Below are 16,838 nucleotides of genomic sequence, written 5' to 3'. Positions count from 1 at the left end.
TGAACTCACGCCATGAGGAAAAACTTCGTTACCTTTTTATCGTTTCGTAAAATATTTTTCGGCATTATAATAACCGATATTCCTGACCATTTGCTCACGCAACTCTATATCATCCGGCATTAGTCCTTGCTCCGTCCAATCTCCGAGGATGTTGCAAAGAATCCTCCGGAAATAATCATGGCGGGCATAAGAAAGGAAGCTTCGGGAATCTGTCAGCATTCCGATAAAGTGGCTTAAAAGTCCGACATTCGCCAGTTCCTTCATTTGTTTCTCCATTCCATCAATGTGGTCATTAAACCACCAGCCTGACCCAAATTGAACCTTTCCAGCAATTCCTTCTTCACAGAAGTTCCCGACCATTCCTGCGAGAATCGGATTATCTTTTGGGTTTAAGTTGAATAATACGGTTCTTGGCAGTGCTTCCTCTTGATCAAGCGCATCCAGAAAATAGGATAAACCTTCTGCTACATTGGTTTCGCCAACAGAGTCGAATCCACAGTCAGTACCAATAAGTTCTTTCATCTTAGTGTTGTTATTCCGCATGGCACCCATATGCAGCTGCATGACCCACTGCTTTTCCGCATACATTTTCCCGAGCTCCTTCATTAAGAACGATCGGTATGCATCCATCTCTTCAACGGATAGCTGTTGGCCCTTCAACCTTTTGTTGAGGATGATATCCGCTTCTTCTTTAGTGGTATTCATATAGACCATTTTCTGAATATCATGATCGGAACCCCTTCCACCGTTTTCATGAAAATAGTTGACTCGATGTTTAAGGGCATTTATGAGGTTTTCTATTGAATTCACTTCAATGCTCGTTACTTTTTCCAGTTTCTGTAACCAGCTGATAAAATCAGGTCGTTCCACGAATAGGGCCCCATCAGGACGGAAAGTTGGAGCAATGGTTGCATGAAAGGATTCATCCTTTTTCAATAACTGATGAAATTCAAGTTCCGAAACGGGATCATCTGTCGTCCCAATGAATGTAACGTATGATTTTTCAATAAATGATCTAGGCCTGAACTCTTGTTTGGCAAGCTTTTCATTACACTCATCGTAGATTTCACGCGCAGTTTTGGGACTCAGGATCTTTTCAATGCCAAAAAACATTTTCAACTCCATATGGGCCCAATGATAAAGCGGATTCCCAATTAAGTGAGGCATCGTTTCAGCCCATGCAGTAAACTTTTCCCAATCCGAGCAATCACCCGTGATATATCGCTCGCCTATTCCATGCATGCGCATCGCCCGCCATTTATAATGGTCTCCCCCAAGCCACAAATGCGTAATGCTTTCATACGGTTTATTTTCCCATACCTCTTGTGGGGACAGGTGACAGTGAAAATCAAATATAGGCAAATCTCCACCAGCATTTTCGTATAATTCAATGGCTGTGTCCGTATTTAACAAGAAATGTTCATCCAAAAAGGATTTCATGTATTTCCCTCCTGATCAGTTTATAGGTGTTTAAGCATCCATCTACCTGTAAGCCCTTTCATTTCCGGATTTTAAAAGTCGCTTTTGATTATTTAATTCGTTTACTAAACTAATTAAATATATGAATAATTTATCATTTTTTTACTTTTCCGTCAATTGCCTCTTTCTGAATCGGCGATAATCTAATCATTAATGACCCTCGTGAAACTGTTATAATGGTTGTATATCGAAAAAGTTGTTGCCAAAATGGGAGGATTTTAATGATAACCGGTGATGCTGCATATATCAAAAAGATTAACCGCGCATTGATTATTAAAGAAATAATAAAGGAAGGCATGATATCAAGGGCTGATCTGTCCAAGGTAACCGATTTAACCAGAGCTACCATTTCAGCACAGGTTGCGGATTTATTGGCAGAAGATTTAATTGTGGAAACGCAACTGGAACATAGCAGTGTAGGCCGTAAGCCCATCATGCTCTCCTTAAACGGACAAGCAGGTTATGCTCTTGGGATTGACATTGACTACGGACGGGTATCATTCACTTTAAGCGATCTTCTAGGCGAATCCATCACCTCCTCCACCCTAGAATTATCGTCTACGGACTACTCGGAGGTACTCCAGCTGGTGATAAGGACGATTAAACAGCTCAAAGCCAAGTACGCTGACAGTCGATATGGCATCGTGGGGGTTGTCATTGCCATTCACGGCCTTGTAGGAAAAGATGAAATCATCCACTTTGTGCCGCGATTCAAATGGCATGATATCGATTTGAAAAGTGCCATTGAAAAAGAATGTCAAATTGATGTTCATCTTGAGAACAATGCCAATCTAAGTGCCTATGCCGAGCGCATATTCGTACATCACGAAGCGAATGACCTGCTAAGCGCAACATTTCATTCTGGAATTGGCCTTGGAATGATGATGAAGGATGACTTTTTTTGTGGACATGATGGATTTGCAGGGGAAATTGGACATATGATCGTGGTTCCGGACGGAAAGAAGTGTACGTGCGGCAATAAAGGCTGCTGGGAGAAGTATGCATCGGAATCAAGTTTTTTTGAATATTTATCAAAAGAAAAACAGCTCCCCCAATTAACATATGACCAAGTTCGACAAATGATCGATGAAGAAGATGAAACGGTACATACGGCCATGGATCGATTCATTTACTATTTATCCATTGGATTAAATAACCTCATCAACATGTTCAATCCAGATGTACTCGTATTGGACAGTGAGCTGCTTCGTATATATCCTGATTCAATAAGCAAAATCAGCAATAATCTTACCTCCTCCATTAGCCATTACCGTGAAATCACTTTATCGGCAATGGGCAAAAAATCCTGTGTCATGGGAGCATGTGCCTTGGCAATTAAAAATTTCCTTGATGTTCCGATCCTGAATCTTTCTTATGAAATTAACCTTCAGAAAAAGAACTGAATGATTAAAGAAACCCCCTTTCCAAGTTACATGAAAGGGGGTTTTTCATTATTCCATACGGCTTCTTCTCTCAGCCAAGTCTTCAGCCAATTGGAGGGTCCTTTTCTTGTTCAATGGATAAAGGAAGGCCAATATCAAGAAAACGACGATGTAGATCACTGCGGGAACCAATGTTGCCAACGCATGAATTCCCTCAAGAGCTTGCGTTGTTTGTGCTTCGCGTGTTGCATCGTAACCAACCATCGCAATCGCAAAACCCCCGATTCCACCTGCAATCGCCTGCCCTACTTTACGAGCGAAGGAATAGATTGAATATACGGTTCCATCTTCGCGAAGCCCCGTCAAGTATTCATGATAATCGATTACATCCGTTACAAATGCCCATACAACGATATTAAAGAATCCAAATCCAAACATCCCTATCGCTGATATGATGATGAACTGCATCGCAGATAGGTTCGGCATGAAGTACAAAAGACCATACACTCCTCCAGCAAGCAGCATTCCTATGGAAGCCGTTTCTTTTTTACCGAACTTAGCCACGCATGGTTTCGCTATCGGCATGGCGACGAATACTGCAGCCGTTTGAACGAAACCTATAATGCTCAGGGCTGATGCATTGCTGAAATAATCTTTAAATAAATAAACATTAATGGCACCTATCAGCATCGTACAGATCATGAAAATCAAGGATGCACCAAGGATGGACAATAAAGGCCTATTTTTGACTACCCCTTTTACGGACTTTTTCAAAGAAGTTTTTTGCGTTTGATTGATTGGGGCACTGACCCGCTCAGTCGATAATTTATAGCAGGCGATATAACAAGAGATGGAAAGAATGCCAAAAATGACGGCTCCCAGCAGAAAGCGGTTAGGATCTGCCTTATTATCAACGAAAAGAATCAATGGGCCCGCTACGTTAATGATTAAACTGGCAAGCATCGCACCCATTGTCCTGAAAGTGGATAATGATGTACGTTCAACAGGGTCGCTTGTTATGACGGAAGCCATAGAACCGTATGGAATGTTAACCGTACTATACAAAGTTCCCCAAACAATGTAAGTGACAAAGGCCCAAGCCATATAAAAACCATCGGACATACCTGGAATCTTAACAAACATCAGTATGCCGGATACGACTAAAGGGAAGGACATCCGAAAAATCCAAGGTTTGAATTTCCCATGCTTGCCTGGCTTTCTTGTATCAATGAAACGCCCCCAAGTAACGTCCGCAACTGCATCCCATAAACGGGCTATCAAAAAGAGGATTCCTACCGTCGCTGCACTGATATGAAAGATATCAGTATAATAAACCATTAAGAAGGAGCTTACTAAAATAAAGAAAAAGTCATTCCCAAAATCCCCGAATAAATAGCCTACCTTATCGACCATTCCGAATTTTCTGACTCCACCAGGCGCAGCACCTTTTTCAACTGACTCCAACTTTTCTAACTGACTCATTTCCATCCCCCCATACCTTTAGAAATCGACTGATTTATCAGATCCTAATCTTAGAAGCAATAATGTCGTATGGTGTAACCGGATAAATCACATTGCCACTTTCCTTTTGAAAGCCCTTTCAAATAACTCGGAACTAGTTTTTTTAATTAGTTTAGTAAACTAACCAAATATTTCTATAATTAGAATATCACCTGCCTTTTCTTTCGTCAATAACTTTTGAAAGCGTTAACAATAAAAATTGAATAATAAATTTTATTAAAATCACCTACTATGCAGCGAAGTGAAAATTCGCCAATCAACAGCAAGGACCCGTACATCAAGGATCATAAAATCCTCCAAAAAAGAGCCGCTGTAAAAGCAGCTCACCTTGGTGGTTCTAGCATTTTCTTCCTTCATTTCTCTCTATTATCTAATCCATCATTCAAAATTTTCACTTGATAGCGAAAATAAATATAGAAACTCAGCCAGATGATTGCATAAAAAGGCAGGAAAATCGCTATTCCAGTCATTAACCCTCTAATAGTGAAAGGGATCCAGCCGACAAAGAACGAGAGCAGGAAGTAAAGGATCGTTACAGTGAGGAAGTGCATGGTGGTCTGAAATAATAAGCTCCATTTTTCGATTTCAAATAAGATGGTTGCCGTGCTGAAAAACCAGCCACATAATAGACAGCCCATTGCATTTTTCACGAAGATTTCACTGTCCAATCCTTGAACCCCGCCTATGCCGATGACGCCAAAGCATGTCAGCACCATGACGAGCGCTCCAAAGCAAATCCCAACAAAGCTGCGGACTAAAAGTCTTTTCATCATAATCCCTTCCTTTTCCATTGAAATGCCTTCTTGATTCCTTGTACATAGTGCCGTGAAACATATTCCTTCTCCCCTGACCGGAAGTACACACATAAGGTTCCATTAAAATACGCCTCAAATCTGCTTAACTCATCCAGGTTGGCAATGACTGACTTGGACAATCTCACAAACTGGTTACCTGGAAGGTCTCTTTCAAGCTCATATAATCTTTCTCTCATTTCGAAATTCCCTTGATTCGTCCGCACCATTATCGTATCTTGCTCGGTAAACACGCAGATGATATCCTCTGCCCGGAAAACATGCTGCATGTCTTCCTTCCTTCCAACAAAATATGGTCTTTTCCTTTCTTTTAAGCGCTCCATCAGTTGCTCCACTTCCTCATTCCAAGCATTGTTGCGGATTAGCACTTCTATCGCCTTGACCTCCTCATCTATCTCTACCTTTATTTTCATATGTGCTGCCTCCCTTTTACTTATAGTTTAAGTATATTAAGAAATTGAAAAGTTAGTTTATTAATTCCAGTCACAGGTCATATTTAAGCCTTAACCTGCTTGAAATGAACACTTAGATACACGAAATGACCGTCCAAAAAAACTGGACGGTCCCGTATTCTTCCATATAAAAGTCTATATGCATGAACCGGAATTCTCAATTCACGTTACCCTTTAGTCGTAAAAGTGCTTGGCATTACGACTGCGACAACCTCACCACGTGCACATAAAGTATCGTTTGCAAATACTTCCGTTTCGATTTTCCACTTCTTCGGGTGTACCTCATGAATGGTGCCAACGGCGATTAATGCCACATCATTCGGAGTCGGCCTCACGAAATCCACATTTAATGAAGCGGTCACGAATCTTGGCGGCTCCGCCCCGTCCCCTACTTCATGTCCATTTTTCCGATGCAGGGCCAAAGCAGCTGAACCAGTTCCATGGCAGTCAATTAGCGAAGCAATCAAGCCACCGTATACAAACCCGGGAATGGCCATATGTTCCGGAAGCGGTCTGTATATCGTCCTTGTTTTGTCTCCATGCCAGCCTGTCCGAAAATGATGGCCAGCTTCATTTAAACGACCGCATCCATAGCACCAGGCAAATTCATCAGGATATTCATCTTGGATCGCTTTTTGCACATTCTCTTCCATCATCTCTCCCCCTTCATTATTGTAGTATTCGGTAATTCAGTAATCCGTTGACAATATTTCTTGAACTTCTTAGTGAATCAGCATAAAAGCACCAGTCTCATATCCAATACTCAATCATATTCCCTGCCGCTAATCGTTTTATTGCTTTATAGATCATATTCTTGAAAAGTCTCCGTTTAGCGGCGATTGAGGAATACAAGGTTTCCGTTATGGTTTCCTCAATCTTTGCTTTTTTGATTTTCGTAACCCAACTCCACTATATTCTATTTCTTGAGTGATATATCCTGCTGAACAAATTGGACTTGGACAATCGAAAAAGAGATGATATCGATTTTAACGTCCCGCCCTTCTTGCTAAAAGTTAAGCCTTTTTCTTAGATCCCAATATTTAAATGTCACCTTACCCAATTTCGACTTCGAAAGTGAATCGTATTTACGGCCAAGCGCCAAATTTTGTTTTTCTAACTTGGTCATTTGTTTAAGCTGCACGGCGTTCAGCTTTTTTAATTGCTTTACTTCATTAAGCAATTCTTTATTTTTAACTTTTATTTCATTCGTGTTATTATCGACAATTATCCTTTCTTTCACTGGAATTTCGATGTCTTTTGGTCTTAATTTCGGACCGCTATTTGTCTTAAATCCTATAGTATTTAGATAGGGCAAGTTATTTTGAACGTTTTGTTCAAAACTTTGATCACTTTTATGAATTTGTAGGAAAGTGAAGCATCCTGCTTTTTCTGCTTGAATGATCTGGCCAACCCCAGATAGTTTGACTACTTTTTCTACTTTTTTTACATCTTCAGGTATGTTATTAAAAATATAGCTAAAAACGTCTTCGACATTCATATTATCTGTTGGCATTATTTTCACCTGATGTGTTCGTACATGCTGTTTCAGAACACCAAAATCATCTTCATCCATATAATACACGTCTCCACGTTCATCCAAATAATCAGAAATATGTCTGCTCCATAATAATCCTTGCAGTTTTTTTATTGCTTCCGAAAACATAAACTGCCTGCTAACTTGATGCATTCGGTTAGCTGCAAACTCATATATAACCTTATCGCTTAAAGCTAACCTGACTGAATCACGGAAATCCTTCTCTGTAGCTGCATATAAAGGGTAATCTTCACCAAAAAGCTTGACATGCATTTTGGTTGGATTCATTATTACGGCCTTCCTTAACATTCCGTATTCCAATAGCTTCGTGGACAGTTCCAGACTGCTGTCCATTTCCCTACTTCTCCAAGTTATCCCAATATCACTGTTCACGATTAGTTGCTGTGCATTCTCCCTGGTCATTGCCCCGTACCATTCAAGCCCTTCTGTATTTTCCAGGAGATATTTAGCTTCTTCCTTAAACGTAGAATCACCGTTACCCCACTTGAACTTATCCCCGGCAACATGGAGTGAAAGCTTAGGAATCTCGCGTTTTAATTCTTTAAAAGCCGTAATGATAGGAATCGTCTTCCAATCAGGATCAAACTTCCCTGTATATACGAGTTTCTGTTTTACCTTGGCGTCCCCTCCCGCTGATTCAATGTCCGGTATCATCGGAGTAAGCAGGGAAACTTTGTTTTTTTCTTTATCCAAATTAAGAATATCAATGACAAATTCGCACATCTCTTCTGTTTGACATAAGAAATAGGCACATTGATTGTATATATTTTTTATGCTCCTAAACTTTTCATCATGAACGGCCTGTCCTAAATGAGTCAATCCTGTCGCATACACTAATGACTTTCTTATGATATGCTTATACTTTACTATCTTTTCAACAGTCTCAATACTTCTTACGAATAGCCAATCATATTCATTTTCACCCCAATAATGTGAAATGAGCATTTCAGCAATATCAAAATCAATCACTCCCTTTTTCACCCATTCCTCATCGGTGGCATAAAAAAAAGGGTCGACAAAAGGATTAAGAATTTTGATATTGTCACATTTCTCAAGAGGTCGAATCAATATATCTCGCTTAACTGGACTAGCTAAAAGTAAATCTATCTGGATATCGGGGTCTAACGAAAGAGTCGAGGCTAAGGAAGATAAAAATACTGCAGAACCATCCATTGAATTCATGTCGATAAAGCCAAATAGAAGTACCTTCATCTTCCTGTTTTGCACTAATTCATGACAACTCAAAAGCATTCACTCCAATGACTGAAATCTGATATGAATATGTTAACTTTTTATTTGTTTTTTAATAGACGATTTAAGCGCAAGATATTTTAACGTGAATTTACCTGCATATGTAACGTTGAATTTATGTTCTAATAACTTAAGTCTTCGTATTTCTTTGTTAAGCTTGATATTTTCTTTTTCGGCCACCTTACTTTTTTTATATGCTTCTCGCAGCATATTATTTTCTTTTGTAATGTTCTCGATTATTTTTTGTTTTTCAGCGTCATTGCTCTCTATGAGCTCCAATGTCATGGACATCATGGCTTTCATTTGTAATTCCAATTCCTCATACATCGTTTGCCAATATTCATTTCGTTCGCCCATATTGCCCACCTCCTCCATTAACCTACGATAATCTCCAATTCTCTTTTAATAACAACATCAACGGCACATTTGTCTTGAATCGATTGCGATGCCTGTTTTGATACCCTTAAGAATACGTCCGGATTATAATATAAGCGTTCTATTGCATCCGCAATTTCTATAGGAGATTCAGGTTTGGTAAGAAGGCCAGAAACATCATGTTCGACAAATTCCGGGATTGCCGTGATATCCGTCGAGATCGGCACTAGTCCGCTGGACATGGCCTCACACATTGAAACTCCTTGAGAATCCAAACGGGTTGGGCAAAGGAATATCCCATACTCCTTATGTAATGCCGCGATTTGTTCTTGAGATATGAAGCCTTTATGAATGGTTACATTCTCAAAATTACAGATTGGTTCTACTGTTCGATCGAATAGCTGTCCATCACCATAAAACGCAAATTCCAATTTATTGAAGTATGGTCTTTTTGAAAGTTCCAGTACTGCTTTCACCGCTAAGTCATTGGCATATTTTCGAGAAGCGTAAGGTCTGATCGAAAGGACTTTTGCCCTCATTTCCACTGGCTTTTCCATAAAGGTAAACAGCATGTCATCTATTACATTGGGAATGATTACTGAATTTTCCGATTTCGTTCTCGCATCACATTCCGCTATATGTTCTTTGAACCACTTGGAAATATGAACGAAAGTTGTATCCAATTCATTGGTTTGATAAAACCAATTCATAAAAGAGAGCTGTGCTACATAATAGTCGTCCGCCATTTCAAGGATCTTCCGTAAGCTTTCAGCGCTTTCAAGAAAATTAAACCACCTTCTATGCCAAGCCTCCGTTTCAAATCCATGTATCCATGTAATAATCGGTAAATCTTTGTTAGTTTCTTTTATTGCTTGCACCATCGTGGAATTGACAAAATGAATGAGCACTTTTTTATGTACATTATGATTTAAGAACATGCGCAGATGCTGTTCAGTTCCTCGATAAACGGGCACATCCTCATAGATGTACTTTTCCGCTTTTTTATAAGCAGGATGTAAAACAAAGACATCGATCCTTAAACCCTCTGCCTGATAAGCTTTGACTCTTCGGTGGATAAATCCATTCCGATATAATTGCTTTTCATGTGGATAGGCATTCGTAATGATTACATATCTATCTTTTTCGCTAAATGTTAGCTCATTCATGTTTATGGATTGCTCCATCCCTGATCACTCCCACTATTTTCAGTCAAACTTCAATCAGCCTGCTACTTATCTGTAAATGAAGGTTTTTACAACCTATTCCACTCACTATTAAAACCGTCAACCGATTATACCAAACATGCATTGCTGAATATTGACACCCATATAAGGATTATGTAAATAAAAGTAAAGTTTTCATGAAACAAACTAATATAAAACAAAGGACGGCCCATATTAGCGGAACCGTCCTTGTACATATAAGCTATTGTATTTTATGTGTCCTGAACAGGCTTTATAAACTGATCTAAAAAATCCACCAATTTCCTACATGGGTAGTCCATACCTTTACAATAAAATTTCATATTATATTAAAGAGGAATGTCCATAAAGGAGGTTTGACCTTACATGATACCCATTGACGATTGTAAGTTATTAGTTTCATGCTGCAATCATAAAGGCGGTCTTTATTCAGTCCAGATACAACATCAACAATATGAAATGAAAAAGATATTAAATGTTGGCTGCACAGGTATGGCAAGATACGGCAGCTCTTTCGTCGTAATTTCAAATTCTCATGGAATCTTTATTTTGGATGAAAACTTAAAGGTTATAAAAAATAAACCTTTATCAACAGAGTTAGATTTGCATGGTTTAGCAATAGACAACGATAAAGCTTATATTGTTGAAACCAAAACTAACTCAATTGGCATTTATCATTTAAAAAACGATTTAAAGAGAATGGATGAAATCAGAATTTCACCAGAAAATTTCGATGTTTCCCACGTCAACGATTTATATATCGTAAATGATACGTTATATTTATCCATGTTCTCAAATCCACTTAGGAAAAGTTTGTCCTCTTTCTCAAGCTATTTCCCTTATAAACCAATCGCCCGAGGTGTTATCCTGGAATACTCTTTACAGGAAAGAAACATCATTAAGATTTGTCATGATAAATTATATCAACCTCACAGTGTACTGCATCACGATAATAATCTGTTTTATTGCGTTTCAGGTGAGTTCCTAGTAAAAAGAAATGAAGAAGATATTTTTAAATGCCTTGGTTATACTCGCGGTTTGGCAGTCAAGAATCAAACGATGTTTATTGGCCAAAGTGAGAGCAGACATATAGAAACTTTATTAAAGAAACATACGAACGTATTGCTGGATTGCGGGATTTATGTTCATGACATCTCTACGAAGCTTTCATCGTTTATTCATATTCCGTCTGAAGAAATTTATGGAATATTAGTTATCTGAATAATATAAGTTGCGTTAGCTTATTAGAAGCTTTCAATGAAAATAGAAGTTATCTACATTTCTTTTGAGGGATTATATAATTCGAATGGTGCACTCGCCTATCGAGAGGCGGTTCATGAGCTTTAGCAAAAACAAGCCTATTTCATGACAATCCATTAAAGATGGCATGCCTGGAACTACACCTCTATTCATTTCGAAAATTAACTGATGCTGGCTTATTACAGTATATAATGGAATACCAACTCCTCCTCTTCTTTTCCTATAAATCTATAGCCATTATCAACGAAGCCAGCTTTTTCATATAAATTGATCGCTTGATTATTCGTATGATGCACCGTGAGAATGATTTCATCTTTATCCGGATAATTCCGTTTGATTAACTGAGGCAATTTTTTCAAAGCTTTAAAAGCAAGCCCCTTCTTCTGATGGCGTGAATCCACGGAGAATGACTTAAAAAGGATGGCGTTCTCATTGCTTGTATATTTATTTCCTGATTTATCGGTATATAGAGCAAAACAGCCTACTAAATCCTCGTTAACTATTATCATCATGGGAAGATTATATTCATCCCTCCTGAAGTCTTCAATGATTTTCAGAGGCAACGAAGTATAAATTGCTTGTTCCGTAGGTAAACAATAATCGTTCAGCGCTGCATAATCCTTATCCATGAAAGGCCTTATCACTAATTCAGTACCCATGCCCTCACCGCCACTTCCGTATTTACTAATGACAATTCTAAATAGCTACTACCTATTCCCTTAAAGATATGAATCAAATCCCTATATCGGAAAGGAACGGTCTAAGTCTATGGAATACTCCTGCGAGTTTACTTACAATTTAATAGAGGAATGGCTTAATCGCCACTCCTCTTCTTTATGAACTGCTGCAAATCACTCAGCAGCTGATAATTCACCTTCCGTTACCCATTTATGATTCTTTACTTTCTCTCCTCCAGAAGTAGGCGTGAAATCAACCATGTACACTGTCGTCTTTTCTGCCGTCTCGATATTGGCGACCGCGCCATTCATCCCTTTCATATGGGAAGAATTTATTTTGACCTCCGCTCCTGGTTCATACGTTTTCTCTCCTGCATCTTTTATCTCTTCTTGAATGATCCATTTATGGTTTTCGATCTTTTCCCCTCCGGTTGTAGGTGTATACGAAATAGAGTAAGCCGTCGTATCATAAGCGCCAACTATTGTTGCTTTTGCACCCTTCATGCTTTCCATATGACCTGAATTGATTATCACTTGACTTCCAACTTCATAGGTTGGATTTTCTGCAGCTGTTAATCCTTCAGGAACCTCGCCTGAGCCAGAATGATCCATATCCATTTCACTGTGATCATTTTCTGCTTTATGTTCCTTGTCTTTATTTTCGCTGTTGGAACATGCGCCAAGGACTAAGATCAAGGCTGCTAATAAGGCTAAAACGATTGGCATTTTTGTTTTTGCATTTTGCATGATAAAACCTCCTTAAATATTTACATCGAATCGTATCAGTTAAATATGCAGAATTTATGGAGTGCACACGTGTTGAGGAAATCAAGCCAAGCGTGCTTGTTACGCATCTAGTCCTTCCCTTATATGTATATTCCCAGACGTATGTCTTTTAAAATACATATGGATACAGACGCATTTCCTATTTTACAATGGAAAAAATCGTCTCTCTGTCTATACGTCAATCTTGCTAATTTGCTCTACAGATATGCAAATTGTGATATTCCAAGATTATCCATATAAACGAATTGAACCAGTGCCTAATGATTATTAAAGCAGGTGAAATATGAGTAAAAAACGAAGGACTTTAAGTACCAGCATTTTATTAATTGGAGTGTTAGTTGTTTTTAATTATTTTTCAGCATATTCAGCGAAATTGACGAAATCCACAAACCTATCCAACGAGTCCATTGGAGGAGTGAAAATCCACGAAAGCATAGATGATCGGCGTTTTATAACACAGTATGACAAACGATTGACTAAAGAAGATAATGATGAATATGACTATTACCATTGGAAAGGCGGATTAGAAACGGCTTCTATTAATTCTGGTAAAGATGAAGGTTCTATAATGCGGGTAATAATAACTGGTACGGATAAAAAAGACTTTGATAATCCTCTTCACACCGCAAAAGGAGTTAAATTGGGAGATACAAAAGAAAAAGTTCTTTCTTTGTATGGAAACAAATATTACAAAAGTCATGAACAAGGAGCTGATATTATCGGATATATCGATCACAAGAAAAAGTTAACTTTAGAGTTTTGGTGTATCGATAGTGGTCAGGTTGCTGAAATTCGGTTTGATGATTCAAGTGTTAACTAAGATCAATGCCATTGTTGCATATGGAGATTGTTAAGAGACAGGGAAATCTGTCTTTTTTGCTTTTCTTCCACCTAATAAGGTCACCTAATTAACGAGGCTAAATAAACAACACTAATCTTTAAGATAGCCAAATGTTTAAGAAACGATATTCGGATAGAAATGGGGAATTCCCATTCTTCCGGAATAATTAATATGGATGCTGTTGTAACGAGAGCTTATCCAGAAGCGGTCCTCGAGAATGGCTAACATAGGGGGTTCAAAGCCAAAATTTCAGGCAATCATTCGAAGGGAATTTCAAAAGGGGTTCGAAATTTTATAATTCCGAACCCCTTTTGACTCCAATTGAAGCAAGAAGTACTATACAAAGTTGAGGCAACCTTGTCCTAAACCGATAAAAGTGCCGTCAAATTCTCATAGTGATGTGGCTGTATTGGTTCCTTATCACCAGGGCCACATGGATGATTGGGAATGTCTATTCAGAGGCTTGCACTTGCTCGATCTTTTTGGCGATATGCGCAAGATTCATGGACAAATGCTGTTTATAATCCCTGCCAATCGACTTGAATAACCCTTTCGATAGGCCCATCAATAAAATTTTGATATGCTCTTGTGCAATCATTGATTTATATGGAAGTCTTGAATCAGCTTGAGCCCCGCCGATTTTATCAGCCGCTTCTTTAATGAAGTCGACGATGGTCATTTCAAGAGGTTTGCCTTCCATGCTGGTTTTAAAGATGACTTGGTTTCTCCAGGACACTAAGTCAATTCTCTGTTTAGAGTAGTCGAAGAGTTCTTCTGGAAGTTCCGCAGCGCCCGTTTTACCGATTTCTATGCAGCCCTGCAAGGGATATAATTTTGGATGAGGATTGATTTTCTTTATTAAGGATTGATCTATTGTGACTTTCTCCCTTTTTATTCGCGTATGCTTCGTTTCACCTAGCAAAAGTTTAAGCTGTCCGGCAATTACATTATTGAATTCTTCCATTTCAAAGAGTTCAACCAGCATTACGCTATATTCCAAAATCGTGATTGCTTCATCAAATTTTCGTTTCATGCCAGCATTCGATCTGGAAAATACTAGCCTATTGTTTCTTTCCATAAATTCCCCCCCATTCCTTCATTCCTACCCATCCATCTATTAAAAACGCCTTATTGACTCTAACTCATCTGTTTCAAGTAGATTTCCTAAGAACAAGCTGATGGAATAATCACCCACGGAAAGACCGCGGATCACCTCCTGCATTCATTTGCTTATCTGTCAAAATGTTGTTTCATCAGCTCTTTAAAGCGTTCGTTATCTATTTCTTCCTTCTTCACTTTCCCATCGTCCCATTGTGTAAAGGATGTGTCGGTTAAAGTGATGTTCCCGCCATTTGTCAGGCGAGTGATTAATGGATGCTTGTTAAAAGGAGATTGGGGATCTTCCTTGATGATCGTTTGAACCTCATTCAGTTCGCTTACATTTCCAACCAGATTGGAGGAATCGAAAGCATACCCTATTTTCCAGTCAGCATCTTTATATTTAAGCTTTAATTCAAGAATGTGATCTCCATGTTCGGTGTTTTCCTTTTTGATCCTGAATTCACCATTTCGGGATATGATGGTGTCCCCATTCAACGGAACAGGCTTTAATGGCAGATTCCCTCCGAAACCAGTATCGACTAAATACGTTTGTCCGTCATGTTTCAAGAGAATGGCGACATGTGTCCTTCCGATTGTCATCCACCCCTGATTGTAGATGACACCCCTGATCAAGGACACTTCAAAGTCATTTTCCTCCAAGAAGAAATAAAGGGCCGCATTCAATTCATAGCATACTCCCCCTTCATTTCTTACAAGCACCTTATCAATGATATTCTCTTTGTTGATGTCGCTAAGCTCGGAGGAGATGATCGCCAAGTTTTCGAAAGGAATCGCTTTCCCTGTCCTTTCTAGAATATCATCCAAATCTTCAAACGTCAGTTTCTCCCCTTCCTTCATGCCTATTCTTTTCCTGAATAATGCATTCAGATCATTCATGCCAGTTCCTCCCTTAAGTCAGCATCGCTTAAGCGCTTCGACTTTGTACATATTTATTAGCTCTGACCTCATTTCATTCTTTCTGCAATAAAGTAAAAAGGGAACCTTCCGTAAAGGCCAGGTAAACACCGCCATTTCTTAAAGTCACTCATTCACCTTCAAAATGATTTTACCTAAGTTCTTATTGGCCTCCATATGTTCATGGGCCCTTTGGATTTCTGTAAAAGGGAAGACACGGTCCACGATTGCCTTCATTTCATTTTTGAGGAACAGCGGCATCACTTTTGAAACGAACTCCTCCGTCAACTCTTTTTTATACGTATCACTTCGGGGAGTCAATAAGGTGCCTTTTAATTGCACCCTTTTCAAGAGCAGTTCCATAAGGTTCACTTTTTCGACAATGGTTCCACCAAGGATACCGATCAATACCCAGCGCCCATCTGTTTTTATGCTGTTAAGATTTTTCTCCCAATAAGAAGCACCGATGAAATCAAGGATGACATCCACTCCTAGATTATTGGTGGCACTCAATACTTCCTCATCGAAAGATTGTTCTTTATAATTGATGCAAACATCGGCTCCCAGAGAGCGACAGAAATCCAATTTTTCCTTTGACCCTGCTGTTGTGATGATCTTTGCTTTTGTCAATTTCTTAGCCAGCTGGATAGCTGCCGTGCCGACACCGCTTCCGCCTGCATGAATCAATACGGTTTCTTTATCCGTTAATCCGCCTAACCAAAATAAAGTTTGGTACGCGGTCAAGAATACTTCCGGTATAGCTGCCGCCTCTTCAAATGACAGGTTATCCGGTATCTTCATTGCCCTGTCTGCAGGCATCACAGCATATTCCGCATAACCGCCGCCATTCACAAGACCCATTACCCTTGACCCTATATCTATGTTTGCACCAGCCGCTTTTTCAACTACTTCTCCAGAAACCTCAATCCCTAATATTGGATTGGCCGTGTAACCCGATTTACCTTCCCGTGACACTATATCGGTCCTATTGATTGCAGAAGCCTTCACCTTTATTAAGATTTCTCCGTTTTCGAGCTTAGGCATAGAAAAATCCTGAAACTGTAATTGCTCTGGACCACCCGGTTTTTTTACCACTACAGCTTTCATGCATCCCACTCCTTTATGATTATATTGCTGTCGTCCATTAAAATGATTAGTCTTGTAGATGGAAACTATGCTACTCCAAAATATATCCATACGCAAATGATTCGGTCCTGTCCAAGTATATA

The 16,838-nt window shown here is 39.1% G+C and carries 16 protein-coding genes; 3 read left to right on the top strand and 13 right to left on the bottom strand.

The genetic code is table 11. The features are described from left to right. Nucleotides 1-36: 36 nt before the first annotated feature. Nucleotides 37-1,440 carry a glucuronate isomerase gene (gene uxaC / locus ABE28_RS03910; RefSeq protein ID WP_064462032.1) on the bottom strand — a complete coding sequence of 468 codons (1,404 nt, stop codon included), beginning with the start codon at nucleotides 1,438-1,440 and terminating at the stop codon, nucleotides 37-39. Nucleotides 1,441-1,700: 260 nt separating this feature from the next. Between uxaC and ABE28_RS03905 the strand changes: the two genes are divergently transcribed. Further along, the gene (locus ABE28_RS03905; protein ID WP_064462033.1) at nucleotides 1,701-2,882 is read left to right on the top strand and encodes an ROK family transcriptional regulator; all 1,182 of its coding nucleotides are present in this window, start codon (nucleotides 1,701-1,703) and stop codon (nucleotides 2,880-2,882) included. Nucleotides 2,883-2,930: 48 nt separating this feature from the next. Here ABE28_RS03905 and ABE28_RS03900 read toward each other — a convergent pair whose 3' ends face one another. The 7 genes from ABE28_RS03900 to ABE28_RS03870 all read right to left on the bottom strand — a co-directional run bounded on the left by ABE28_RS03900 (nucleotide 2,931) and on the right by ABE28_RS03870 (nucleotide 10,011). Next, on the bottom strand, nucleotides 2,931-4,343 hold the full coding sequence (locus tag ABE28_RS03900) for an MFS transporter (protein WP_064462034.1): 1,413 nt from the start codon (nucleotides 4,341-4,343) through the stop codon (nucleotides 2,931-2,933). Between the two features lie 392 nt (nucleotides 4,344-4,735). Beyond that, complete coding sequence (locus ABE28_RS03895; RefSeq protein ID WP_167353379.1) at nucleotides 4,736-5,155, bottom strand: DUF3021 domain-containing protein; 420 nt, start codon at nucleotides 5,153-5,155, stop codon at nucleotides 4,736-4,738. Beyond that, on the bottom strand, nucleotides 5,152-5,607 hold the full coding sequence (locus ABE28_RS03890; protein ID WP_064462035.1) for a LytTR family DNA-binding domain-containing protein: 456 nt from the start codon (nucleotides 5,605-5,607) through the stop codon (nucleotides 5,152-5,154). The genes ABE28_RS03895 and ABE28_RS03890 overlap by 4 nt, the downstream gene beginning before the upstream one ends. 206 nt (nucleotides 5,608-5,813) lie before the next feature. Further along, the gene (locus ABE28_RS03885; RefSeq protein ID WP_064462036.1) at nucleotides 5,814-6,299 is read right to left on the bottom strand and encodes a PaaI family thioesterase; all 486 of its coding nucleotides are present in this window, start codon (nucleotides 6,297-6,299) and stop codon (nucleotides 5,814-5,816) included. Between the two features lie 353 nt (nucleotides 6,300-6,652). Then, complete coding sequence (locus tag ABE28_RS03880) at nucleotides 6,653-8,383, bottom strand: glycosyltransferase family protein (protein ID WP_156775679.1); 1,731 nt, start codon at nucleotides 8,381-8,383, stop codon at nucleotides 6,653-6,655. 102 nt (nucleotides 8,384-8,485) lie between these two features. After that, entirely contained in the window at nucleotides 8,486-8,809 is a 324-nt protein-coding gene (locus tag ABE28_RS03875) for a hypothetical protein (protein WP_064462038.1), read from the bottom strand. Between the two features lie 17 nt (nucleotides 8,810-8,826). Then, on the bottom strand, nucleotides 8,827-10,011 hold the full coding sequence (locus tag ABE28_RS03870) for a glycosyltransferase family 4 protein (RefSeq protein WP_257390694.1): 1,185 nt from the start codon (nucleotides 10,009-10,011) through the stop codon (nucleotides 8,827-8,829). Between the two features lie 384 nt (nucleotides 10,012-10,395). Here ABE28_RS03870 and ABE28_RS03865 point away from each other — a divergent pair, with 384 nt between their 5' ends. Next, the gene (locus ABE28_RS03865) at nucleotides 10,396-11,250 is read left to right on the top strand and encodes a DUF4915 domain-containing protein (protein ID WP_064462039.1); all 855 of its coding nucleotides are present in this window, start codon (nucleotides 10,396-10,398) and stop codon (nucleotides 11,248-11,250) included. A gap of 218 nt (nucleotides 11,251-11,468) precedes the next feature. Here ABE28_RS03865 and ABE28_RS03860 read toward each other — a convergent pair whose 3' ends face one another. Further along, nucleotides 11,469-11,948, bottom strand: coding sequence for a GNAT family N-acetyltransferase (locus ABE28_RS03860; protein WP_064462040.1), 480 nt, complete (start codon nucleotides 11,946-11,948; stop codon nucleotides 11,469-11,471). A gap of 192 nt (nucleotides 11,949-12,140) precedes the next feature. Then, nucleotides 12,141-12,713, bottom strand: coding sequence for a YdhK family protein (locus ABE28_RS03855; RefSeq protein ID WP_064462041.1), 573 nt, complete (start codon nucleotides 12,711-12,713; stop codon nucleotides 12,141-12,143). A gap of 322 nt (nucleotides 12,714-13,035) precedes the next feature. Here ABE28_RS03855 and ABE28_RS03850 point away from each other — a divergent pair, with 322 nt between their 5' ends. Beyond that, nucleotides 13,036-13,572, top strand: a complete 537-nt coding sequence (locus tag ABE28_RS03850; RefSeq protein WP_064462042.1) for a hypothetical protein — start codon at nucleotides 13,036-13,038, stop codon at nucleotides 13,570-13,572. A 472-nt stretch (nucleotides 13,573-14,044) separates the two neighbouring features. On the opposite strand, the gene ABE28_RS03845 is transcribed toward ABE28_RS03850, so the two are convergent. From ABE28_RS03845 to ABE28_RS03835, 3 genes are all read right to left on the bottom strand, one after another. After that, nucleotides 14,045-14,671, bottom strand: coding sequence for a hypothetical protein (locus tag ABE28_RS03845; RefSeq protein WP_064462043.1), 627 nt, complete (start codon nucleotides 14,669-14,671; stop codon nucleotides 14,045-14,047). 152 nt (nucleotides 14,672-14,823) lie between these two features. Continuing rightward, complete coding sequence (locus tag ABE28_RS03840) at nucleotides 14,824-15,591, bottom strand: arylamine N-acetyltransferase family protein (protein WP_064462044.1); 768 nt, start codon at nucleotides 15,589-15,591, stop codon at nucleotides 14,824-14,826. A 144-nt stretch (nucleotides 15,592-15,735) separates the two neighbouring features. Then, the gene (locus ABE28_RS03835) at nucleotides 15,736-16,716 is read right to left on the bottom strand and encodes an NAD(P)H-quinone oxidoreductase (RefSeq protein WP_064462045.1); all 981 of its coding nucleotides are present in this window, start codon (nucleotides 16,714-16,716) and stop codon (nucleotides 15,736-15,738) included. Between the last annotated feature and the right edge of the window lie 122 nt (nucleotides 16,717-16,838).

It is taken from the genome of Peribacillus muralis (assembly GCF_001645685.2).
Classification (GTDB): Bacteria; Bacillota; Bacilli; order Bacillales; family DSM-1321; genus Peribacillus; species Peribacillus muralis_A.
This window is presented reverse-complemented; position numbering and strand designations above follow the sequence as displayed.